This window comes from Streptomyces sp. NRRL S-37 (assembly GCF_000721605.1).
In the GTDB taxonomy this organism is placed as follows: Bacteria; Actinomycetota; Actinomycetes; order Streptomycetales; family Streptomycetaceae; genus Streptomyces.
On the sequence record NZ_JOIZ01000017.1, the window covers coordinates 269728 to 291417 of the forward strand.

16 protein-coding genes are annotated in these 21690 nt (G+C 73.6%); 3 read left to right on the plus strand and 13 right to left on the minus strand.

Annotated elements, in window-relative coordinates:
* Positions 1-62: 62 nt before the first annotated feature.
* Positions 63-1283, minus strand: coding sequence for a S8 family serine peptidase (locus IH50_RS0125020; protein WP_234328236.1), 1221 nt, complete (start codon positions 1281-1283; stop codon positions 63-65).
* A gap of 73 nt (positions 1284-1356) precedes the next feature.
* On the opposite strand from IH50_RS0125020, the gene IH50_RS0125025 reads away from it, so the two are divergent.
* Entirely contained in the window at positions 1357-4689 is a 3333-nt protein-coding gene (locus IH50_RS0125025; protein WP_030866488.1) for a right-handed parallel beta-helix repeat-containing protein, read from the plus strand.
* 66 nt (positions 4690-4755) lie between these two features.
* On the opposite strand, the gene IH50_RS41730 is transcribed toward IH50_RS0125025, so the two are convergent.
* The 4 genes from IH50_RS41730 to IH50_RS0125045 all read right to left on the minus strand — a co-directional run bounded on the left by IH50_RS41730 (position 4756) and on the right by IH50_RS0125045 (position 11307).
* On the minus strand, positions 4756-6039 hold the full coding sequence (locus IH50_RS41730; RefSeq protein ID WP_051767437.1) for a hypothetical protein: 1284 nt from the start codon (positions 6037-6039) through the stop codon (positions 4756-4758).
* A gap of 65 nt (positions 6040-6104) precedes the next feature.
* Positions 6105-9494 carry a hypothetical protein gene (locus IH50_RS0125035; RefSeq protein ID WP_051767438.1) on the minus strand — a complete coding sequence of 1130 codons (3390 nt, stop codon included), beginning with the start codon at positions 9492-9494 and terminating at the stop codon, positions 6105-6107.
* Between the two features lie 92 nt (positions 9495-9586).
* On the minus strand, positions 9587-10249 hold the full coding sequence (locus IH50_RS0125040; protein WP_051767439.1) for a type VII secretion system-associated protein: 663 nt from the start codon (positions 10247-10249) through the stop codon (positions 9587-9589).
* Positions 10250-10257: 8 nt separating this feature from the next.
* Positions 10258-11307 carry a sugar-binding transcriptional regulator gene (locus tag IH50_RS0125045; RefSeq protein WP_051767440.1) on the minus strand — a complete coding sequence of 350 codons (1050 nt, stop codon included), beginning with the start codon at positions 11305-11307 and terminating at the stop codon, positions 10258-10260.
* Positions 11308-11532: 225 nt separating this feature from the next.
* Between IH50_RS0125045 and IH50_RS0125050 the strand changes: the two genes are divergently transcribed.
* Positions 11533-12090: a glycoside hydrolase family 25 protein gene (locus IH50_RS0125050; RefSeq protein ID WP_030866503.1), complete on the plus strand. Its 558-nt coding sequence runs from the start codon at positions 11533-11535 to the stop codon at positions 12088-12090.
* Positions 12091-12114: 24 nt separating this feature from the next.
* Here the strand turns inward: IH50_RS0125050 and IH50_RS0125055 are convergent, their stop codons facing one another.
* From IH50_RS0125055 to IH50_RS0125090, 8 genes are all read right to left on the minus strand, one after another.
* The gene (locus IH50_RS0125055; RefSeq protein WP_420709110.1) at positions 12115-12804 is read right to left on the minus strand and encodes an NADPH-dependent F420 reductase; all 690 of its coding nucleotides are present in this window, start codon (positions 12802-12804) and stop codon (positions 12115-12117) included.
* Positions 12805-12879: 75 nt separating this feature from the next.
* The gene (locus IH50_RS0125060) at positions 12880-13092 is read right to left on the minus strand and encodes an EF-hand domain-containing protein (RefSeq protein WP_030866509.1); all 213 of its coding nucleotides are present in this window, start codon (positions 13090-13092) and stop codon (positions 12880-12882) included.
* Between the two features lie 157 nt (positions 13093-13249).
* Positions 13250-13858 (minus strand): ATP-binding protein, encoded by a 609-nt coding sequence (locus IH50_RS0125065; protein WP_078914089.1) that lies wholly within the window; start codon positions 13856-13858, stop codon positions 13250-13252.
* Positions 13859-14027: 169 nt separating this feature from the next.
* Positions 14028-14795, minus strand: coding sequence for an enoyl-CoA hydratase/isomerase family protein (locus IH50_RS0125070; RefSeq protein WP_030866515.1), 768 nt, complete (start codon positions 14793-14795; stop codon positions 14028-14030).
* A 10-nt stretch (positions 14796-14805) separates the two neighbouring features.
* Positions 14806-15249 (minus strand): DUF6069 family protein, encoded by a 444-nt coding sequence (locus tag IH50_RS37975; RefSeq protein ID WP_234328237.1) that lies wholly within the window; start codon positions 15247-15249, stop codon positions 14806-14808.
* On the minus strand, positions 15246-15857 hold the full coding sequence (locus tag IH50_RS0125080) for a TetR/AcrR family transcriptional regulator (RefSeq protein WP_030866522.1): 612 nt from the start codon (positions 15855-15857) through the stop codon (positions 15246-15248). Before IH50_RS0125080 ends, IH50_RS37975 begins: the two co-directional genes overlap by 4 nt.
* A gap of 589 nt (positions 15858-16446) precedes the next feature.
* Positions 16447-17697 (minus strand): L,D-transpeptidase, encoded by a 1251-nt coding sequence (locus IH50_RS0125085; RefSeq protein ID WP_030866525.1) that lies wholly within the window; start codon positions 17695-17697, stop codon positions 16447-16449.
* A 151-nt stretch (positions 17698-17848) separates the two neighbouring features.
* Positions 17849-19090, minus strand: coding sequence for a L,D-transpeptidase (locus IH50_RS0125090; protein WP_030866527.1), 1242 nt, complete (start codon positions 19088-19090; stop codon positions 17849-17851).
* Positions 19091-19278: 188 nt separating this feature from the next.
* Between IH50_RS0125090 and glgX the strand changes: the two genes are divergently transcribed.
* Entirely contained in the window at positions 19279-21546 is a 2268-nt protein-coding gene (glgX, locus tag IH50_RS0125095) for a glycogen debranching protein GlgX (RefSeq protein ID WP_030866529.1), read from the plus strand.
* Positions 21547-21690: the final 144 nt, after the last annotated feature.

The following is a 21690-nucleotide window of genomic DNA, read 5'->3' on the forward strand; positions in this document are numbered from 1 at the left end:
CGGCAGCGGTGGAGCTGTCCGCGGTCGCGGCAGCGGTGGAGCTGTCCGCGGTCGCGTGGTGGCTAGGGAGTTGTCGGGGGGCGCCAGTTGCGGGTGCGGCCTCGGGGGATGACCACGGCCAGGGCGGCCAGGAGGAGGACCGTGGTCAGACCCACGGCCGCGATCGTCAGGGCCCGGGTGCGGGGAGTGGGGTCGGCGGGCGCCGGCATCCGGGCGGGGGCGGGAGCCTGCGCGGACGGCTTCGCGTGGTCCTGGACCAGGGACAGGGCCGCGTACGGGTCCAGGCGGGGGGTGTCCGAGGGGTAGGCGGTGTCGACGAGGCGGCGGGCGACCTCGAACACCTTGAGGTCGGGGTGGTAGGCGCGGACGAGGGCGGCGGCGCCGGCGACGCCCGCCGCGGCCAGCGAGGCGCCGGAGCCGATGTAGTGGCCGGAGCCTTCCGGGCCGACGCTGACCATCTCGCTGCCGGGCGCGGACAGGTCGGGCTCGTAAGCGGGCGGCGCGTTCTTCTGCCGTACGCCACTGGGGCCGAAGTCCACGACGGCGAGCACGTCGGGTGCGGCGGCCGGCCAGTACGGCCCCTCGGGCATCTCGCCGTCGGGCCCCTTCTCCTCACGGGCCACGGCGTCGGGAGCGGCCGGGGCGACGACGAGCGCGTCACGCCGGGTGGCGTAGGCGACGGCGGCGGTGAGTTCGGACCTGCCGGTGCGCAGCGTCTGGCCGACGTAGATGACCTGGGCGCCGCGGTCCGCCGCCGTCCGTATGCCGGCGGCCACGCGTTCCACGGAGGGCACCCCCCGGTCGTCGGTGCCGGGCAGGGCGAGGATCTCCGCCTGCGGGGCGACCCCGGTGATGCCGCTGCCCGTCTGCGGTGCGGCGGCGATCAGGCCGGCGGCGAACGTGCCGTGGCCCACGCAGTCCTCGGCCGCCCCGTCGAGGGACTCGACCCTGCCGGACAGGCCGGGGACGCCGGTGGCGACCCCGCTGTCGACCACCGCGACGGTCACCCCCTCCCCCCGGGAGATCCGCTGGGCCCGGGACAGCCCGAGCGCCGTCTGCGACCACGCCGCCCCGGTGGCCGTCTGCTCCGAGGCCCCGGTGCACGGGTTGTCCTCGCCGAGCCGGACGGGCAGCGGGGGCAGCAGCGTGGCCCCCGGATCGCCGGCACCGGGGCCCGCCGACGGCGCGGCGGGGACGGCGAGGGCCGGCCCGCCCGTGACCGGCAGGACCACGGCGACCGCCAGCACGAGGCCCGCGCCCCGACGTTTCATGACATTCCGCATGAGCCGCATGATAAGCACACAAGATGTACGGCGCACAACGCCAACCAGGCGACAGCACAAGGAGGTTCGAGGCGTGGCACGGCAAATACTCACGGTCGGCCCGGAACGGTCGGACGGCTTCCAGACGATCGGTGAGGCACTGGCCCAGGCCCGCACCGGGGCGGTGATCCGGGTCCGTCCCGGCCGCTACGCCGAGAACCTCGTCATCCGGCACCGGGTGACGATCGTCGGCGAGGGCGAGCCGGGCACCGTGGAGCTCTGCCCGCGGGACGGCACCGCCGTCACCCTCATGGCCGACGCCGTGATGCTCAGCGCCCTGACCCTGCGGGGCCGCGACAAGGAGGCCGCGGTCGTGGACGTACCGGCCGGCCAGGCCGCCCTCGACGACTGCACCGTGACCGGTTCCGGGTGGACGGCGCTGCTGGTCCGCGGCAAGGGCTCGCTGGCCGCCCGCGGCTGCCGGATCGGCAACCCCGGCGGCGCCGGCCTCGTCGACTCCTCGGAGTCCGAGAGCATCGTCGAGGACTGCGTGTTCGAGAACTTCGGCACCTCCGCGGTGGTCATCGGCGAGAGCGCCGGGCCCCTGGTGCGCGACTGCCGCATCCGGGGCGCGCGGGCCAACGGCGTCCTGGCGAGCGGCGAGGCCCGCGGCACCGTGGAGGGCTGCGACATCTCCGGCACCGACAAGCCGGCCATCGCCCTGGAGGGCCACAGCTCGACGCGCGTGCTGCGCTGCGCCGTGCACCACACCTCGGTGGGCCTGCTGGTGACCAGCATGTCCCGCCCGGAGATCGAGGAGACCTCCTTCGAGTCGATCGCGCAGAGCGGCATCGTCATCTCCGGCGGGGCCGACCCGGTGCTGCGCGGGTGCGTCACCCGGCGCACCAAGACCAGCGGGCTGCTCGTCCTGGACCGCTCGCGCGGAACCCTGGAGGGCTGCTCGTTCCACGGCTCCACCGAGGCCGCCGTACGGGTCGTCGAGGGCGGCGCCCCGCTGCTGCGGGACACCGTGGTGAGCGACTGCGCCGACACCGGCGGGGCGGTGCAGCTCTGGGACGACTCCACCGCCGAGTTCGAGCACCTGGAGGTCCTGGACGCGGCCGGCGTCGGCGTCTCGGTGCGCTCCGCCGCCAACCCCCTGCTGCGCCGCGCCAGGGTCACCGGCTCCGGCGGCCACGGCGTCGAGTTCACCGACGACGCCCGCGGCCGGCTCGAGCACTGCGAGATCGAGTCCGCCGGCGGCTGCGCGCTGCACATCGACGACGACTCCGACCCCGAGATCAGCGACACCGTCCTCACCTCCGCCGCCCGCTCGGGCCTCCTCGTCGGCGAACGCGGCCGGGGCACCCTGCGGGACTGCGAGATCGGCGACAGCGCCGACGCCGGTGTCGGGGTGCGGGACGGCGCGGAGATCACCCTGGAGCGGGTCCGGGTGCACGGCTCGAGGGCGCACGGCGTCCAGGTGTCGCGCGGCGGCCGGGCCGCCCTCAACTCCTGTGAGATCACCGGCAGCACGGGCGACGGCGTACGGATCGACAGCGCCGAACCGGTCGACGTCACCCGGTGCGTCGTACGCGACAACCGCGGTGCGGGACTGCGCCAGAGCCGTGCGAGCGAGCGGCTCACGGTCGAACTGCTGACCAGCGCGGACAACGGACTCCCGGACAGCTGGGGCGAGTCGGCCGACATCGCCGGCGAGGACGGCGCCCCGGGCGGCCCCGGCACGAAGGAGGAACCCGAGGGCCCGCTGGCCGAACTGCAGGCGCTCGTCGGCCTGGACAACGTCAAGCACCAGGTGAGCACGCTGGTCAACCTGAACCAGCTCGCGGAGCGGCGGCGCCGGCTCGGCATGCCGGTCCCCTCGATGAGCCGGCACCTGATCTTCGCGGGGCCGCCCGGCACCGGCAAGACCACCGTCGCCCGCCTCTACGGCAGCATCCTCGCGGAGCTGGGCGTGCTCAGGAGCGGACACCTGGTCGAGGTCGCCCGCGCCGATCTCGTCGCGCAGGTCATCGGCGGTACGGCCATCAAGACCACCGAGGCGTTCAACAGCGCGCTGGGCGGCGTGCTGTTCATCGACGAGGCCTACACGCTCACCGTCGAGGGAACGTCCAACGACTTCGGCCGCGAGGCCGTCGACACCCTGCTGAAACTGATGGAGGACCACCGCGACGACGTGGTCGTGGTGGCGGCCGGCTACTCCGAGCAGATGGAGTCGTTCCTGACCGCCAACCCCGGCCTCGCCTCCCGGTTCACCCGCACCATCGAGTTCGGCAACTACGCGGTGGAGGAGCTGGTGACGATCACCGAAAGCCTCTGCCGGCGCCACCAGTTCGAGCTCGGGCCGCTGACCCGGGAGGCCCTCGCCGTACGCTTCGAGCAGATGACGCGCGACGCGACCTTCGGCAACGGCCGTGCGGCCCGCGGCGTGTTCGAGGACATGGTGGACCGGCAGGCGTTCCGGCTCGCGGCCATGACCGACCCGGCGGAGAGCGATCTGACGCTGCTGCTGCCGCAGGACGTCGGCGACGCGGAGGCGGCGGCCGTCGGCGGGACGGCACAGGACGCCGGCGACACCTCCGACGCCTCCGACCCGATGGCCGAACTCACCGCCATGGTGGGGCTCGCCGCCGTGAAGCGGGAGGTCGCCGACCTGGTCAGTCTCCTCACCAACGCCCGGCAGCGGATCGCCGCCGGGCTGCCCGCCCCCCGGATCAGCAACCACCTGGTCTTCAGCGGGCCGCCCGGCACCGGCAAGACCACCGTCGCCCGGCTGTACGCCAGGCTCCTGCACTCGCTGGGGGTACTCCCCCGCGATTCCCTGGTGGAGGTCGCGCGGGCGGACCTGGTGGGCCAGTACGTCGGCCACACCGCCCAGCGCACCAAGGACGTCTTCACCAGCGCGCTGGGCGGGGTGCTCTTCATCGACGAGGCCTACACCCTGACCCCCGAGGGCTCCTCCAACGACTTCGGCCGCGAGGCCGTCGACACCCTGCTGAAGCTGATGGAGGACCACCGCGACGAGATCGTGGTCGTCGTCGCCGGATACACCGAGGAGATGGAGCGCTTCCTCGCCTCCAACCCCGGTCTGACGTCCCGGTTCTCCAAGTTCGTGACGTTCGAGGACTACAGCACGGACGAACTGGTCACCATCGTGTCCAAGCATGCCGCCGCCTCCGGGTACGAGTGCGCCGACGCCACCGTCGAGGCGCTGCGCGCCCATGTGGACGCCATCCCGCGCGACCGGTCCTTCGGCAACGCGCGGCTCGCCCGGCAACTGCTGGAGACGATGATGACGAGCCAGGCCCGCCGGCTGGGCGGGCTGGCGTCGCCCAGTCTCGCCGACCTCACGACGCTGCTGCCGGAGGACCTGCCGCCGGCCCGGCGGCAGCAGGCCGCGCTGTGACGCGCTGAGGACGGACGGACGCCCGCCGGCCGGTGCCGGCGGGCGTCCACCGCGCTGTCGCGCCCCTCAGACGTTGAACTTGACGGACTCCAGCCACACCTTCGGGTCCAGCGACCCGCCGAACCTCCAGCCCTCGGACGACTCGCACATGTAGGCGCCCCAGTCGTGCCCGCCGAGCTTGTGGTGGTGGCAGACGTTGCCGTCCTCGACACCGATGGCGTAACCGCTGAGGTTCGGCGCGTTCGAGGCCGCGCTGCCCAGCGTCAGGTCCGTCCCGTCGGCCGCACCCGACCACGGGGTCGTCCAGCCGTCCTTCTGGACGAACTCGTTGGCGGACACCCTCTTGACGCCGACCACCGCGATGTTGATGGCCGTGATCGGCAGCCCCTGGCCCGACATGGCCCCGTCGCACCTCGGGGTGGTCCAGCCGGCGCCCTTCCTGTACACCCGGTAGCAGATGTGCCGGCCGGGATCCGAGGCGGCCAGCCGCTGGACGGCGTAGGCGGCGGTGTTCGGCGGGACCACGGGGGCCTCGCGCTTCTCGGTCCGGGCCTCCTCCTTCTTCTTCTCCGTCTTCTTCTTCTCCGCCTTCGGCGACTCGCTGACCGGGGGCGCCGAACTCACCACCGGCGGCGCCTTCTCGACGACGCGTTTCGGCTCGGCGGACGGCTTCTTCGTCGAGGGCTCCGGGGTGGGCTCCGCCGGGGCGTAGTCGCCCTTCGGTACTTCCAGGGGCTCCTCCTCCAGCAGCGTGTCGGACCCGGCGGCCACCGCCACGTTCTCCTTCTTCTGCTGCCGCGAGTCGTCCGTGGCCCAGATCAGCAGCGGCACGGCGAGGAGGACGACGCCCGCGATGCCGGCGGCGGCGAGCAGGGGCTTCTTCGGGTTCCCGGACGGCGGCCCGTCCGCACCGGCGGCGGCAGCGGCGGTCGCGCCCGTTCCGTCGGCCCGGGCCGCGGCGACCGCGGCGGTTCCGCCCACCCCGGTGGCCCCGGCGGCCGTGGCGGCCGTGGCGGCCGGCTCGGCGGCGCTCCCGCTCTCCGCTTCCGGCCGCTCCCGCGAGGCGGACGCGGGGGCCGCCGTGTCCGGTTCCCCGGTCGCGGCGGCCGTGGTGGCGGGCTGTCCGGAGGTGTCGGGGGTTTCCGGGGCCGGCCGGGCCGTCTCCGCCGCCTCCCCGGTTCCCCCGGTGTCGCCCTCGCCGGGTTCCGGTGCGGCCGTACGCCGTGCGGCCGGTGCCAGCATCGGGCCGGGGTCGGCCGACGCCGACCCGAGGGAGACGGCCCTGCGGACGGACGAACCGCCCGTGCCGTCGGGCCCGTCGGGAGCGGGCGGTCTGTTCTGACGTGCCATCGTTCTCCTCGATCTGATCGATAGGGACTGTGGGTGACAGGTGGTCGTGCGGCGCGCCCCGCTCGCTATCCGTCCTGGCCCACGGGCCCGGAACAGCGTTCCGGCCACTGCGGGCCGTCACCGGGGCGGAAGCCCTTGGCCAGCGCCTCCTCGAGGTGGGTGAGGGCCTTGAGGTCCAGCCCGCTCAGCTCCTCCGCCCCGTCCATGTAGGCGGTCGCGTTCCCGGGGAGCTCCCGCAGCAGGACGACGGAGGGGCCCGCGGGCACGGTCCGTACCCCCAGCACCCGGAAGCCGGTCCCCGGCACGAAGATGATCTCCTCGTACGCCTCGGGGGGCCCGCCCGGCCGGTCGATCAGTTGCCGTACCTTGCGTCCGGTGACGGACCAGATCGCGTAGCGGACGGGGGCCCCGGAGGGGAGCGCCGAGGCTCCGGTCAGGGCGCTGACCGGGGCGGGGTCGTGCAGCAGCGTGCCGGCCGCCGGTACGGGGCCGTCGGCGTCCCCGCCGCGCAGGGCCACGCCCCGGTAGGAGGGCAGCCGGCGCAGCGCGGACGCGAGACACCCGGCGTAGGGCAGCAGGCGTCCCTCGCCGGTGCGCAGGTCCCGGATCACCTCACGGTGGTGCAGGGGTCCTTCCCCGGCGGTGAGGTAGGCGTGCGCGGCGACGAGGTCGGTCCGCGCGGCCTCCAGTTCATGACCGCGCAGGGCGGGCATCCGGGTGAGCACCCGCGACACGGCGGCTGCGTGCCCCTCCCAGTCACCGGCCGCGGCGTCCCGGAACGCGGCACGCTCGGCGGCCCCGCTGACATGCCCGGGCACGAACGGAAGGGCGACACGGCCCGGCACGAACGCCTCACCACTCCGGCCTCGCGAACCCGCCGACGCCTCACCGCTCCGGCCTCGCGGACCTCCTGGCGCCTCGGCACTCCGGCCCCGCGGACCCGCCGACGCCTCACCGCTCCGGCCTCGCGGACCTTCTGACGCCTCGGCGCGTACGGCCCGGTCGCCGGCCGGCCTCGCACCGCCCCGCTCATCGGCGGCGTGCCCCGCCCCACCGACGGCATCGTCGGCTCCGGGGCGCGCCCCGGCCGAGGAGGCGGACCGGGACCCCACGGTCCCCGAACCCGCCCCGCCGTCCGGTGCCGCGCCGGGCCGGGAAGCCTCCGGTTCGCTCCCGGCACCGGCCCCGGCCTCCGGCGACACGGCAGTCGCGGTCCTCTCGGCGGGCCGCCCCTCCGGGCGGGGCTCCGAGGACACGGCAGGCACGGACGCCCCGCGCTCCGCTTCCTCGGGTTCGGCACCCTCCGGCGGGAAACCCGACGGCGCCCCCCCCGCTCCCCCGGCACCGGTGGCCGGACGGCCGGGCGCGTCCGCGTCCACCCGGACATCCGGGGACGCGGCGGACCCGGCGGCCGAAGAACCAGTCGCTTCGGCGGCCCCACCGTCAGGACCGGCAGTCGGCCGGACAACGGCCGCACCGGCCCCACCGCTCTGGGGAGCCTCCGGGGACGCACCGGACGCGGCCTCCGGCGCCCCGGGCTCGACGGCAGCCTCACCGTCAGGGCGGGCAGTCGACCGGGCAGCGGCCGCACCCGCCTCACCGGGCGGCAGCACCCGGCCGGGCTCAGCGGCCGAAGGGCCGCCCTCAGCCGTCCCAGGCTTACGCGCCGCCCCGGCGCCCGGCCCGGCAGACCGGACGGCAGCGGCCGTATCCGATCCATGGGCCACCCCACCGGACGACAAAGCCCCACCGGACTCGGCACCAGCACCCGGCCCCCGGCCCAAAACACCAGGCGCCACAGCACGGCCGGCCCCACCGACCCGCGGGCCGGCACCGGCCCCACCGGGAGCACCCGACCCGGCAGCGGCCGTACCCGGCCCATGAGCCACCCCACCGGACTCGCCACCAGCGGTCTTGCCGGGCCCACGCCTCACCCCGGCGGCAGTTCCAGCGGCCGGAGCGGCGGTGGCCGTACCGGGCCCGTGGGCCACGGTCGGCGAAGCCCCACCGGACCCGGCAGCCGACGGGCCGGCGGCGGCCCTGCCCGCGCCGGCCCCGGCGGACGGCGGCGGTACACGGCCGGATTCCGTGACCGTGGCCGGCCGGCCGCCCGCCGGGGCGGGGCGTGCGGGGCGGCCGGAGGTGACGTAACGGATGTTCGGTATGCCGTGTTCGGCGGCCAGGCGGCGGAGGGCGCCGTCGCCCGCCAGGAGTCTGCCGCGGACCAGGAGGGTGGTGCGTGCGCGGACGTCGGTGCCGAGACCACGCACCAGACGGGACAGCGCGGGCAGCAGGGAGTCGTCCAACGGCTGCCCCGGCATGCCCAGTTCGATGGCGCACGCCTCCGGGTCGACGGCCGGTCCGAGCGGCCCGGGACGGGGCCCGCCCGGTGCCCACAGGGCGAGACCGGCCCGGGTCACCGTCGCCTGCCAGTGGTCCGTCAGCCGTACCGTCCCCCGTTCGCCGCCGCCGAGGATCCAGTCGGGCGGGTGCAGCCCCACCGGCCTGGGTACGGGGGCCCGCCCCTCGGAGTCGACCGGTCCGCAGACCACGGACGACACGAACGGCCGCCAGCTCGGCCTCCCGTCCAGCCCGACCAGTGTGGGCCGGGGAGGAGTTCCGGGCGGTGCGTGGTCGTCGAGCAGCGGCAGGCCGGTGAGCACCTCCACCTCGGAGCCCAGCCGGTCGGCGACCGACTGCCCGAGCCGCAGCAGGTCGCGCCGGCCGCCGGGCGCGAGCCGTGCGCGGGCGCGCTCCGCCTCCGGCAGCCCCGCGAGCACGGCGGCGACCTCGTCGGCGCCGACGTCCTCCGCCTGCGGGGCACCGACCACCACCGTCAGCCGCTCGATGTCGACGGGCACGGAGAAGCACAGGTCGTCGGGGGCCGGTCCGGGCGCCTCGGCCGGGCGGATCACCACGCCCGCCGGGACACGGTCCACGACACAGCCGCCGGCCGTGCGCGCGGGCACCCCGTCCAGCGCCTCCTCCCAGGCGGGGGCCGGTGCGCGCCGGCCCGCCTTCCGGGGCTCCGCGCCGGGTGCGAACCGCCACCAGGTCCGGCCGTCGCCGTGGACGAAGAGCGTGCCCCCGGGCGTGATCAGGACGGCCCCGTCCGGGGCCGTCACCTCCAGTTCCCAGGCGTCCGCGATCCTGCGGGCGACACCGGGCCGGTCCGGCCGGTCGGCACCGGCGCCGGACATCACGAGCCGGACCCGGCCGGTGCCCCGCGCGCGGAGGGAGTCGAGGAGCGCGCCCAGCCGCGCCCAGTGGTCCGCGTCGGGCGCCCCGCCCCCGGCGGCGGAGCCCACGATCACCGTGACGACGTCCTCCTCCCGCCCGACGGCGCCCGCCACCTCGGCCACGACGTCCAGCGGGAACGAGTCGTCCTCGACCGAGCGCACCAGCAGCACGCCGTCGACGTCCTCGACCGGCGGCCCGCCGACGCTTCGGGCCACAGTGCCGTTCGCACCGCCGGCCGGGTTCGCCGTAACGCCCCTGCCGGATCCTGACCTGCGCCCACGCCCCCGCATCACGGACGACCAGCGGCTCACGCGTCCGTCTCCCGCACCGGGTGAACGGCCTCGGTCAGCACCCGCGCGGTACGGCCCGCGGGCGCGGCGGCGGCGACGGGCCGCTCCCCCGCGCCGCCCCGGACCGCGTCGCGTACGGCGTCGAGGTCCAGCAGCATGCCCACCGCGGCCGAGGGGTTCAGATACAGCGCGTGCCCCTCGGGGACACGCGTCACGAGGTCGTCGACGCCGACGAGTTCGAAGCCGAACCGCCCCGCCGTGTGCAGGAACACCGACGAGGTGAACACCGGCACGACCGGCGTCCCGTCCGGCGCCGTCGCACTCAGCGGACCGCCGCCCGGCGCGGTCAGCACGGCCACCTCACGCCCCGCCAGCGCGGCCGGCACCGCCTCGCCGGGCCCGTATCCGGTGGACGCGAGCTGGACGGCGCGGTCCACCTCGTCCTCCGGTTCGGGCCAGCCGAGCGCGCGCGGGGACGGCCGGTAGTCGGGGTTGTCCTCCCACTCGACGATCTCGCCGTCGAGTCCGGAGCGCCACCGGCCGGTCATCGCCCACTCCGGGGGCTTCCCCTCCCCGGACCACATCGGGTCGACCACCCCCAGCCAGTGGTCCGGGGCGAGGCGGCCCGCCTCGCGGATGTCGTCCGGAACGGGCGGAAGCGCCTCGTCCTGCTGGCTCATCGCTGTCCTCATTCGGTGGATCGGGACGACGGCGCGGGTGCGGTCCGTATCAGTGCGTCCGGGTCGTCCGGGTCGTCGCGCCAGAGGAGGCGGCGCGCGGTCGTGGCGTCCGTGACGACTCCCGTGAGCAGTCCGGAGCCCAGTACGGCACGGACCGCCCCGGTGCCGCGTTCACCGGCCGTGACGCCGATCAGCTCGGTGACGCCACGGAGTTCGGCGGCGCTGACGGCGATCGTGCGGGCGTTCAGCTCGGTGGGGATCACCCGGCCCGCGGCGTCCAGGACGTGGCCGGCCACCTCGGCGCACGCCCCCGCCTCCCGGAGCGTCTCCCGCTCCCGCTCGGACAGGGCGCCGTACACCGCGGAGTGCGGGGCGTCCCACGCCGCGATGCCGACGACGGCCTTGGTGACCCGGCCGAACCGGTCCAGTGTCTCGGCGGTGGCGGGCTGGCTGCGCAGGACGGCGGCCGTCACCGCGTCGGGCAGCAGGAACGGGGTGTGGAGCGGGAACGCCCGGCCCCCGCCCGCCGCGGCCGTACGGCGGACCGCGGTGATCGCGGCGTCATGGGCGAGGTCCCGCCCGCGCACCCCGGTGAGCTGGACCACGTCGCACGGCGGCAGCCGGGTGACCGCCTCACTGAGCGCGTCCACCGCCTGACTGCCGTCCAGCCCGAGGACGTCGCCCTCCTCCACGATCTCCGAGATCAGCCGGGCCGCCGCCGTGCCGAGCCAGCGCCCGCTCCGCCACGGGTCCGGCGCCGCCGTACCGCCCTCGCCGCGCCCCAGGTTGACGACGATGCCGTGCCGGAGCCCGAACCGCTCGGCCAGCGCCCGTCCGAGCGGGACGTCGATCTCGGCCGGGACGGTGATGTCGATGCGCACGATGTCGTGGGCCACGGCCGCGTCGAGGAGGCGGGCCACCTTGAACCGGCTGATGCCGAGCTCCTTGGCGATCTCCACCTTCGACCGCTGTTCCAGGTAGAAGCGCCGGGCGACGGCGGCGGCGAGAAGCGTGTCGATCGGCGCGGGTAACGCCGTCACCTCGGCCGGTTCGGCCATGTCGTCTCTCCGCGCTCTCATCGTCCGTCGACTCACGTCACTTCTCCGGCTAGTTCATCTGTGCGAAGTGAGCGGAACATGACGGGAAACCGACATCGGAGTGACACCAGGGGCGTGAGTGGCCGCCGGGACCGGACTTTCCGCCCGCCGGACGGGTCGCCCGTGCCAGGGTGGGGAAGACATCATTCCGACTCCCCTCCCCCCACCAGCACCTCAGGGAGCCCCATGCTGCGCGGCATCGACGTGAGTGCGTACCAGCCGTCCTCGTACGACACCGACGGCCTGTCCTTCGTCTTCATCAAGGCGACGGAGGGCCGCTCGTACACCAACCCCAAGCTCTCGGCCCAGACGGAGCGGGCCCGCGACGCCGGCCTGGTCGTCGGCTTCTACCACTTCCTCTGGCCGGGCAACCTCACGGCCCAGGCGGAGTACTTCGTGCGCAGAACCCCGGAGAAGCGGGGCGACATCCTCGCGGTCGACTGGGAGACCACGGGCGAGGGCACGCATGCGAGCAACGCGGAGAAGGACCGCTTCATCAAGAAGGTGAAGGAGCTGCGCCCGCACCACAGGGTGATCCTGTACTGCAACCGGAATTTCTGGCTGAACGTCGACACGACGTCCTACGACGGCGACGGCCTCTGGATCGCCGACTACGTCACCGCCGGAAAGCCCCGCATCCAGGCGGAGTGGCGCTTCCACCAGTACACCGACGACCCGCTGGACAAGAACGTCGCGGACTTCCCCAGCAGGTCGGCGCTGAAGGAGTGGGCCGAGGACGCCTAGCCGCGGACGCCCGGCCCCGGACGCCTAGCCGCGGAACTCCGGCTTGCGCTCCGGGGAGGCTTCCGCCAGCGCCTTGGTGACGGCCTCGACGCCCGCGCGCAGGCCGTAGACCGGGGTGCCGGGCTGCTGGCGCCAGGAGTCGTCGATGCCGCCGGCGTCCACGGTGTCGAAGCCGAGCTCGTCGATCAGGGCCCGCACCTTCCGCTTGGCCGCCTCGTCGTCGCCGGCGACGGGCAGCGCCTGGCGGTCGGGGTCGCCGGCGGGGCGGTGGCGGTCCAGAATGTCCTGGGCGTACGTACCGTTGAAGGCCTTGATCACGGGGTGGCCGAGCTGCCGTTCCGTCCAGCGGCTCTCGGTGAGGCCCTCGTCCTCGATGCCGGCGATCCTGCCGTCGCGCCGCCGCGGATAGTAGTTGCCGGTCTCGATGACGGCCACATCGTCGGCGGCCTCGTCGAACAGGCCGGACGGCAGGTCCGGTACGGCCTTCAGCGGGACGGTGACGACGACGATCTCGGCGCCGCGTGCCGCGTCCTCGGCCCGTACGGGCGTCGCGCCGGTCTCCTCGGCCAGCTCCGTGAGCGTCTCGGGGCCGCGGGAATTGGCGACGGAGACGTCGTGGCCGAGGGCGGTGAGCCGCCGCGTGAGGTTGCCCCCGATGTTGCCCGCCCCGATGATGCCGATCCTCATGTCCGCTCGCCTCGCCCTTCCGGGGATCGATGTCCGCTCCGGTTCCCCGCGGGAACCACCATGACCGGCGTCAACCCCCGGAACGGGCGGGCTGTTCCGGACCTACTTGCTCAGGTGCGCCCAGAACTCGTCGAAGGACAGGAGCTTGTCGCCGTTCAGGTCCCGGGACTTGATCACGGCCTCGGCGACCGCCTCGGTGACGTTCCAGTCCCCGCCCTGGGCGAGGGCGGTCTTGAACTCGGCAGCGGTGACGAACCCGTCCCCGTCCGTGTCGATCCGCTCGAACTGCTTGCGCGCTTCCTCGATGTCCGCCACCGGTCCGCCCCTCATCTCGTGCTTTGCCGTCTCACTGACGCAGGTCAGATTATCGGGCCACCTGGGACTCCAGTGCGGCGACCACCCACCGACGGGCCTTCCCGCCGGTGGGGAGGCCCGAGGATCGCGGGTGACGGACGGACACCCGCAGGAACCCTCAGCGGTCCATCACGCGCATCTCGAACCAGGTGGTCTTGCCGCGGGGCAGCAGGTCCACGCCCCAGCGGTCGGCGAGCTTGTCGACGAGGAAGAGGCCCCGGCCGCTGGTGTCCATGGGCTGGACGGGCATGAGACAGGGCAGTCCTCGGGACGGGTCGCGGACCTCGATCCGGATCCAGCCGCGCCGGTGGCGCATGCGGAGGCCGAAGACGCGGGCGCCGGTGTGCCGTACGGCGTTGCCGACCAGTTCGGAGACGAGCAGGACGGCGTCCTCGGCGGTCCTGGCGGTGAGGCCCCACTCCCGCAGGATGACCACCTGGGCGAGCCGGCGGGCGGTGGCGGCGGACTCGGGACGGGACGGGAGCGGAACTTCGGCCTCCGTCGGGTTGCCGAACAACTCCAGCGCCTTCAGCGCGCGTTCGTCCTCGACCGTCGGCGACCAGTGCGACGCGGTCGCACGTCCGTCTCCCCGCGGCTGTTCCCTGCCATCCAGCCCCGCCATGCCCCCATCATGGCCGTCCGAGGGACCCTCGGGGGCCGTTCCGGGGGAATACGCCCCCCGTACGCCCCTGTCCGGCAGGGGGCCTTCGGCATATGCCGATGGCATTTCGGAGCCCCCGGAATCCCGCCCGACCTGGGGAAACGGCTCGCAATCAGGCAATCGACGGACTCCCTCGACACGAACGGCTTAAGGGTGCTCTAAGGCTCCCATAAACCGCCCCATCGAGGGACCCGTAATCAGACATCTCGTCAATTGCAAGGTTGCGTACGGGATTTCACAGGAACTTCGCCTTGCCCGGCCCTTCCTCCACGAAGCTGCGCATCCCCCGCTCGCGGTCCTCGGTGGCGAACAGGCCCGCGAACCAGTTGCGTTCGACGGCCAGGCCGGTGTCGATGTCCGTCTCGAGGCCGGTGTCGACCGACTCCTTGGCCGCGCGCAGCGCGATCGCCGGCCCCTGGGCCAGCTTCGCGGCCCACGCGTGCGCCTGCGCGTAGACCTCGTCGGCGGGCACCACCCGGTCCACCAGACCGAGCGCCAGCGCCTCGTCGGCCCGCACCTGGCGGCCCGTAAAGATGAGGTCCTTGGCCTTGGAGGGACCGATCAGCCGGGCCAGCCGCTGGGTGCCGCCCGCGCCGGGAATGAGCCCGAGCAGGATCTCGGGCTGCCCCAGCTTGGCGTTCTCCCCGGCGATCCGGTAGTCGGCGCAGAGCGCCAGCTCACAGCCCCCGCCGAGCGCGTACCCGGTGACGGCGGCCACGACCGGCTTGGGGATACGGGCCACGGCTGTGAAGGAGTCCTGAAGAGCGCGGGCCCGCAGCACCATGGCCGCATGATCCATGGCCTGCATCTCCTTGATGTCCGCGCCCGCCGCGAACACCTTCTCCCCGCCGTAGATCACCACGGCGCGCACGTCCTCGCGCCGCGCGGCCTCCTCGGCGAGCTCCTTCAACCGGTCCTGCGTGGCGACGTCCAGCGCGTTCATGGGCGGCCGCTCCAGCCGCAGCGTGCCGACGCCTTCGGCGACTTCGAGATGTACGGTCATGCCCCGCAGGTTAGCGGGCGTTCACACCCGGGGACACCTCCGGCCGCCCGGCCTCCGCGCCGGATCCCACCCCGAAGGCCCTGCCGGTCAGGCCGGGGATCAGCACCGCCGCCACCGCCAGGTGCATCAGGGCCAGCGCGGCCCGGGTGCCGCCGTCCATGCCGTCGCCGGTGAGCGGCAGGAAGGACACGGCCAGTACGGCACCGGCGATCCCGGTCCAGACGGCGCGGGCGCGCCGCACCCCGGACCGCTCCAGGACGGCCAGCAGTCCCCAGCCGGAGAGCGACGCGAGCAGGGCGACGACCGCCACGGGCACGGCGCCGATGTCGAGCGTCCGCTCGCCGTCGGCGATCCGCAGCCGGTGCCCCAGCAGCGGGTCCGTGACCAGCCACACCAGGACGGGAGCCAGAACGGCCAGGGCCGTGACCCTCAGGCGCCTTCTGCGCGCGCTCACTCGGCGCTTCCCGAGAGCGCCCCGTGCAGGAAGACCTCCACCAGCTCCCGCGGGGTCAGGTCGGGCTCGTCCTGCGTACGCGGCTGGACGAAGAGCAGCCCGAAGAAGAGGGCCGCGATCTGCTCCGGCGGCCGGCGCAGGGCGGCCTTCTCGGGCTCCAGCAGCTCCGCGAGGGCCGCGCGGATACGGGCCGTCGACTCGTCGCGGCCCGCGCCGCGCACCGTGCCGGGGTGCTTGCCGCCGCGATGCCCCAGCGAGCCCATGATCGCGCCCATCCTGGACATGTGCGCCTGTAGCGCCTCGGCGGCCTCCGCGAGCCGGTCGGGCAGCGGCTGGGACACGTCGATCGCGTCGAGCTCGCGGACCGCGTGCTCGGGGGAGAGCGCCTCGGCCACGCAGGCCTGCAGCAGTTCGTCCTTGTCGGCGAAGACCCGGAAGATCGTGCCCTCGCCGATGCCCGCGGCACGGGCGATCTTCGCGGTCGTCACCGCGGCGCCGTACTCGGCGATCAGCGGGATCGCGGTCTGGATGATCATTTCGCGGCGCCGCTCCGGCGACATGGCGGCGGCGCGACGGCGGGTGGTCTGGTTCTCCTTGGGTTCTGTCATGCCCCCGAGAGTACGGAGTGAGCACTCACTCCGTCAATGAGTGAGCACTCACTCCGCCCCTTTTCGCGGTCGGCAGGGGAAAAGGCGACGGCGGGGCCGCATGAGAGCATCCCCGCGGGTGCGGGGAGCAGCGGATCGTGGCGGACGTGCCCGCAGGAAAGCCGGGGCCATCCCCGCAGGTGCGGGGAGCAGGCTGAGCGACCTGCAATTTATCGGGAGCGGAGGCGGTTTTCGGGCGCTTTCTGTGATTCCGCCTCACCGGCACCAAGAGATCTGGAGCGAGGAAGGCTGCCGCGTGATCACAAACGACAAGCCCCCGGCCACCCAGCCGAGGGCTTGCGGGACCTGCCGCGCAGTTCAGTCGAGGCGGCATTCCCAGCGCAGCACCGGGTCGTGTCCCTGGCCAGGCTGCCGACCCCCGGCCTGCTTCTCTCGTCGTGCAAGGGGGCCTTGCCGGCCCAGTCCGCTCCCCGCACCTGCGGGGATAGTCCCGTAGTCGGCATCCGAGCCCGGGAACAGTCCCAGGTAAAGCCGCACGGCGCGAACAGCCCCGCACCCCTGACGGGGCGCGGGGCTGTTCGTGTGGGGCTTACGCCTTCCACTTCTCCCAGGACATGTTCCAGCCGTTGAGGCCGTTGTCCGGGGCGATAGTGGCGTCGTTGGAGTTCTTGACGACCACGACGTCGCCGATCAGGGACTGGTTGAAGAACCAGGCGGCCGGGGCCTCCTTGTCCCAGCCGCCGCGGACGTCGCGCAGGCCGACGCAGCCGTGGCTGGCGTTGCGGTTGCCGAAGGCGTCGCCGCCCCAGTAGTTGCCGTGCAGGAAGGTGCCGGAGGTGGACAGGCGCATGGCGTGCGGGACGTCCTTGATGTCGTACTCGCCGCCGTAGCCGACCGTCTCGCCGTTCATCCGGGTGACCGTCAGCTTCTCGCTGATGACCATCTTGCCGTTCCAGGTCTCGTAGCCGGGGGCGCCGGTGGTGACCGGGACGGTCTTGAGGAGCTTGCCGTCGCGCATGACCTTCATCGTGAGCTTCTTGGCGTCGACGACGGAGACCTGCTCGCGGCCGATGGTGAAGGAGACCTTCTTGGACTGTTCGCCGTAGACGCCGTCGCGGCCCTCGACCCCGTCGAGGTTGAGGTCGACGGTGACCTTGGTGCCGGCCTTCCAGTACTTCTCCGGGCGGAAGTCGAGGCGGTCGTTGCCGAACCAGTGGCCCTCGACCTCGACGGCCGGCTCGGTGGTGATGCGGATGGCCTTCTCGACGTCCTCGGGGTTGGTGATGCCCCGGGTGAAGCGCAGCGAGAACGGCATGCCGACGCCGACCTTGGAGCCGTCCTCGGGGGTGAAGTGCCCGATGAAGGTGTTCTTCGGCGTCAGGGTGGTGAAGCTGGAGTCCTCGGCCGCGGTGCGGCCCTCGGAGTCCTTGGCGACCGCGTGCACCGTGTACTTGGTGGAGGCGGCCAGATGGGTGGACGGCGTCCAGGTGGCGCCGTCGCCGGATATCTCGCCCTCGACCTTGTCCCCGTCCGGGTTCTTGACGACGACCTCGGTCAGCTTGCCGTTGCTCGCGCTCACCTTCAGCGCGCCGCTGGTCTCGACGGACTTCTTGCCGTCCTCGGGCGCGATGGCGACCACGGCCTCGGACTGCTTGCTCTGCGCCGCGGTGGAGTCCTTGCCCTTGCCCTTGCCGTCACCCGGGCCGGTGCCCGAGTCCGAGCCTCCGCCGCCACAGGCGGTCACCGCCAGCATCACGCCGAGCGCCAGTGCCGCCAGCTTCCGGCCGCCACGCCCCCGGGCGCCGACCGGCGCCGCCCCCGATATGGGCCCCACGTTCACTTGTTTTCTCCCCTCGGCGGGCCCAGTCCCAGCCGGACCCGCGCCCCCGCGCGCCCCTCGCGCGCTCGGGCATAGTAACCACAGGCCAGAGGGGTTCGAGGCGACGGGTTTGTCACCGTTCCGTTCCAAGTTCAACGGCCCGCCGGAGGAGTCACTTCAACGCGCTGCCCGCCTTCCACTCCTTCCAGTCCATGTTCCAGCCGCCGAGGCCGTTGTCGGGGGCGACCTTCTTGTCCTCGCTGTTGACGACCTCGACGACGTCGCCGACGAGGCTGCGGTCGAAGAACCAGCCCGCCGGGGTGTCCGCCCCGCCGCCCTTCACGTCGCGCAGTCCGACGCAGCCGTGGCTGACGTTGGAGTCGCCGAAGACGTCGGTGTCGGCCCAGTAGTTGCCGTGCAGGAAGGTGCCGGAGCTGGTCAGGCGGATGGCGTGCGGGACGTCGGGGATGTCGTACTCGCCCTTGCCGTCGTCGTCGGTGAAGCCGACCGTGGCGCCGTTCATGCGGGTGACCTCGAGCATCTCGCTGATCACCATTTTGCCGTTGTACGTGGGTGTCTTCCGCGCGCCCGCCGTGATCGGCACGGTGGTCAGCAGCTCCCCGTCCCGTCGTACGCGCATGGTGTGCGCGGCGGCGTCGACCACCGACACCTGGCTGCGGCCGACGGTGAAGGTGAAGGTGCGGTGCTGGAGGCCGTAGACGCCCCGCGCTCCCTCGACGTCGCGCAGGTTCAGGTCGACGGTGACCTTGGTGCCGGGTTTCCAGTAGTGCTCGGGGCGGAAGTCGAGGCGGGTGCCGCCGAACCAATGGGGGCGGATCTCTACGGGCGGGCGGGCGGTGACGCGGACGGCGCGTTCCACGGCCGCGCGGCGGGTGATCTTCCGGTTGAACTCCAGGGAGACGATCATCCCGGTGCCGACGGTGGAGCGGTCCTCGGGCGCGACGTAGCCGATGAAGCGTTCCTCCGGGACGAAGGTGGTGAAGGTGGTGTGCCGGGCGGAGCGGCGGCCGTCGCCGTCCACGGCCACCGCGTCGACGGTGTACTTCGCGGCCAGCACCAGCCGTGCGTCGTCGGGCTTCCAGGTCAGCCCGTCGGCGGAGATCCGCCCGGGGACCGGGGACTCCCGCGCGTCCTGCTCCGCGACGACCTTCACCGACTCCAGCCGTCCGTCCGGCACGCGCACCCGCAGCGCCGAGTCGGGGCGTACGTCCTTGCTGCCGTCGGCGGGTGTCACCCGGATGACGTCCTCGGCGGGCGGGGGCCCGAACGCCCCGCCGACGCCGACGCCGCCGTCCGCGGTGCAGCCGGCGGCTCCGGTCAGCAGTCCTGCCCATGTCACTACGGCGGCCAGCACGGCCCTCGCGCGCCGTGCGCGCCCTTGTACGTACCTCACGCGGTGCCCAACGACGGGCCTCGCCTCCGGGAAACGACCATGCCGCCCCCCGGGAAACGTGAGTGCGAGGCGCGCTCTGGGCAGAACAGGGGGAGGACGACGCACCGGGGAGCCGCGGCCGAGCCGATGAAAAGGGCCGTACACCCCTGTCCGCCGCCGTCCCCTCACGAGCCGCGGGAGGCTGACAGGTGTCCAGCGCAGCCGAGCAGGAGGCGGTGGCCGCGGAGCGGGCCACCGGGAACGGGCGCCCGGCCGCCGTCGTCAACGGCGCGCGGCCGGTGCCGCCCGTGCCCACGGTGCCCGTGCGGCCGGGCCGGCCGACGCCGCTGGGCGCCCGGTTCCGGGCCGGTCCGGACGGGGTGGCGGGGACGAACTTCGCGTTGTGGGCGGGCGGGGCGGAGGGGGTCGAGCTGTGCCTGTTCGACGAGCGGGGCAGGGAGAGCAGGGCCCGGCTGACCGAGCTGACGCACGGGATCTGGCACGGCTTCGTGCCGGGTGTGCTGCCGGGGCAGCGGTACGGCTACCGGGTGCACGGCCGCTGGGACCCGTGGACGGGCGCCCGCTGGAATCCGGCGAAGCTGCTCCTCGACCCGTACGCGCGTGCGGTGGACGGGGCCGAAGGGAATGATTACAGCTCGCTGCCGCCCGAGGTGTACGGGCACGTCCGTGACTGGCCGGAGCAGCATGTGGCGGACACGGTGCGCGACGACCGGGACTCGGCGCCGTACGTCCCCAAGGGCGTGGTCGTCCATGACGACGACGACTGGGCGGACGACCGCCGGCCGAAGACGCCGTGGGCGGACTCGGTGATCTACGAGCTGCACGTGCGCGGCTTCACCAAGCTGCACCCGGGCGTCCCCGAGGAGCTGCGCGGCACGTACGCGGGTCTTGCGCACCCCGCGGCGGTCGAGCACCTGGTCCGGCTCGGTGTCACGGCCGTGGAGCTGCTGCCGGTGCACCAGTTCGCGCACGAGGACCATCTGCTGCGCCGCGGTCTGCGCAACTACTGGGGCTACAACTCCATCGGTTACTTCGCCCCGCACGCCGGCTACGCGGCCTCCGGGACGACGGGGCAGCAGGTCGGCGAGTTCAAGCGGATGGTGCGGGCCCTGCACGCGGCCGGGATCGAGGTGATCCTGGACGTGGTCTACAACCACACGGCGGAGGCGGGCGAGCTGGGCCCCACGCTCTCCCTGAAGGGCGTCGACAACCGCGGCTACTACCGCCTCCAGCCCGACGCCCGCCGGTACGCCGACTACACGGGCTGCGGCAACACCCTGCACGTCGTCCAGCCGCACGTGCTGCGCCTGATCACGGACTCCCTGCGCTACTGGGTGACCGAGATGGGTGTCGACGGCTTCCGCTTCGACCTGGCGGCGGCGCTGGCCCGCTCGATGCACGACGTCGACATGCTGTCGCCGTTCCTCGCGGTGATCGCGCAGGACCCGGTGCTGCGCCGGGTGAAGCTGATCGCCGAGCCGTGGGACGTGGGCTCGGGCGGCTACCAGGTGGGCGCGTTCCCTCCCCTGTGGACGGAGTGGAACGACCGCTACCGCGACGCCGTGCGGGACTTCTGGCGGCACGCGCTGCCGGACGTCCGGGAGATGGGCTACCGGCTGTCCGGCTCCAGCGACCTGTACGCCTGGGGCGGGCGGCGGCCGTACGCCTCGGTCAACTTCGTCACCGCGCACGACGGTTTCACCCTGCGCGACCTGGTGTCGTACGGGCGCAAGCACAACGAGGCGAACGGCGAGGGCAACCGGGACGGCACGGACGACAACCGGTCCTGGAACTGCGGCGCGGAGGGAGAGACGGACGACGAGGACGTACGAGCGCTGCGGCGGCGGCAGCTGCGGAACCTGCTGACCACGCTGCTGCTGTCGACGGGCGTGCCGATGCTGGTCGCGGGCGACGAGATGGGCCGCACCCAGCGCGGCAACAACAACGCCTACTGCCAGGACAACGAGATCGGCTGGGTGGACTGGACGCTGCTCGACGACCCGGACTGGCGGCCCCTGTTCGAGCTGACCTCCCGGCTGATCGCGCTGCGCCACCGGCATCCGGTGCTGCGCCGCCGGGCCTTCTTCTCCGGCCGCGCGCACTCCGCGGACGGGCTGCGCGACCTGGCGTGGTTCACCCCGCGCGGCACGGAGATGACCGAGGGCGACTGGTACGCGCCGGCCGCGACGCTCGGCATGTACCTCTCCGGGCGGGACATCCCGGGGCGCGACGAGGACGGGGAGCAGATCCTCGACGACAGCTTCCTGGCCGTCCTGCACGCGGGACACGACCCGGTGGAGTTCGAGCTGCCGGGGCCGCCGTGGGCGGAGCGGTACGAGGTGGTCGTGGACACCGGACGGGAGGAGCAGGACCGGGCGCCGGGTGTGGAGCACCGCGCGGGGACACGGATCACGGTGCCGGGGCGGACGGTGCTGCTGCTGCGGGTGCGGACCTGACCGCCCGTGACACACGAACGGGTATCGGCCGTACGGCTGACGCGGTGCGTACGACTTCGCCGTAGCCGCAGGTCGTAGGACCAGTGGCGGAGGGTGGTCCGGCCGAAACCCGGTGGGCAGAGTCAGTGGCGATCCGTAGGCTCG

Coding starts and splice junctions, on each gene's coding strand:
- IH50_RS0125080 (WP_030866522.1), bottom strand. CDS start 15,857: ATGACAGAACCCAAGGAGAACCAGACCACCCGCCGTCGCGCCGCCGCC.
- IH50_RS0125065 (WP_078914089.1), bottom strand. CDS start 13,858: ATGCCATCGGCATATGCCGAAGGCCCCCTGCCGGACAGGGGCGTACGG.
- IH50_RS0125020 (WP_234328236.1), bottom strand. CDS start 1,283: ATGCGGAATGTCATGAAACGTCGGGGCGCGGGCCTCGTGCTGGCGGTC.
- IH50_RS41730 (WP_051767437.1), bottom strand. CDS start 6,039: ATGGCACGTCAGAACAGACCGCCCGCTCCCGACGGGCCCGACGGCACG.
- IH50_RS0125045 (WP_051767440.1), bottom strand. CDS start 11,307: ATGGCCGAACCGGCCGAGGTGACGGCGTTACCCGCGCCGATCGACACG.
- IH50_RS0125040 (WP_051767439.1), bottom strand. CDS start 10,249: ATGAGCCAGCAGGACGAGGCGCTTCCGCCCGTTCCGGACGACATCCGC.
- IH50_RS0125050 (WP_030866503.1), top strand. CDS start 11,533: ATGCTGCGCGGCATCGACGTGAGTGCGTACCAGCCGTCCTCGTACGAC.
- IH50_RS0125070 (WP_030866515.1), bottom strand. CDS start 14,795: ATGACCGTACATCTCGAAGTCGCCGAAGGCGTCGGCACGCTGCGGCTG.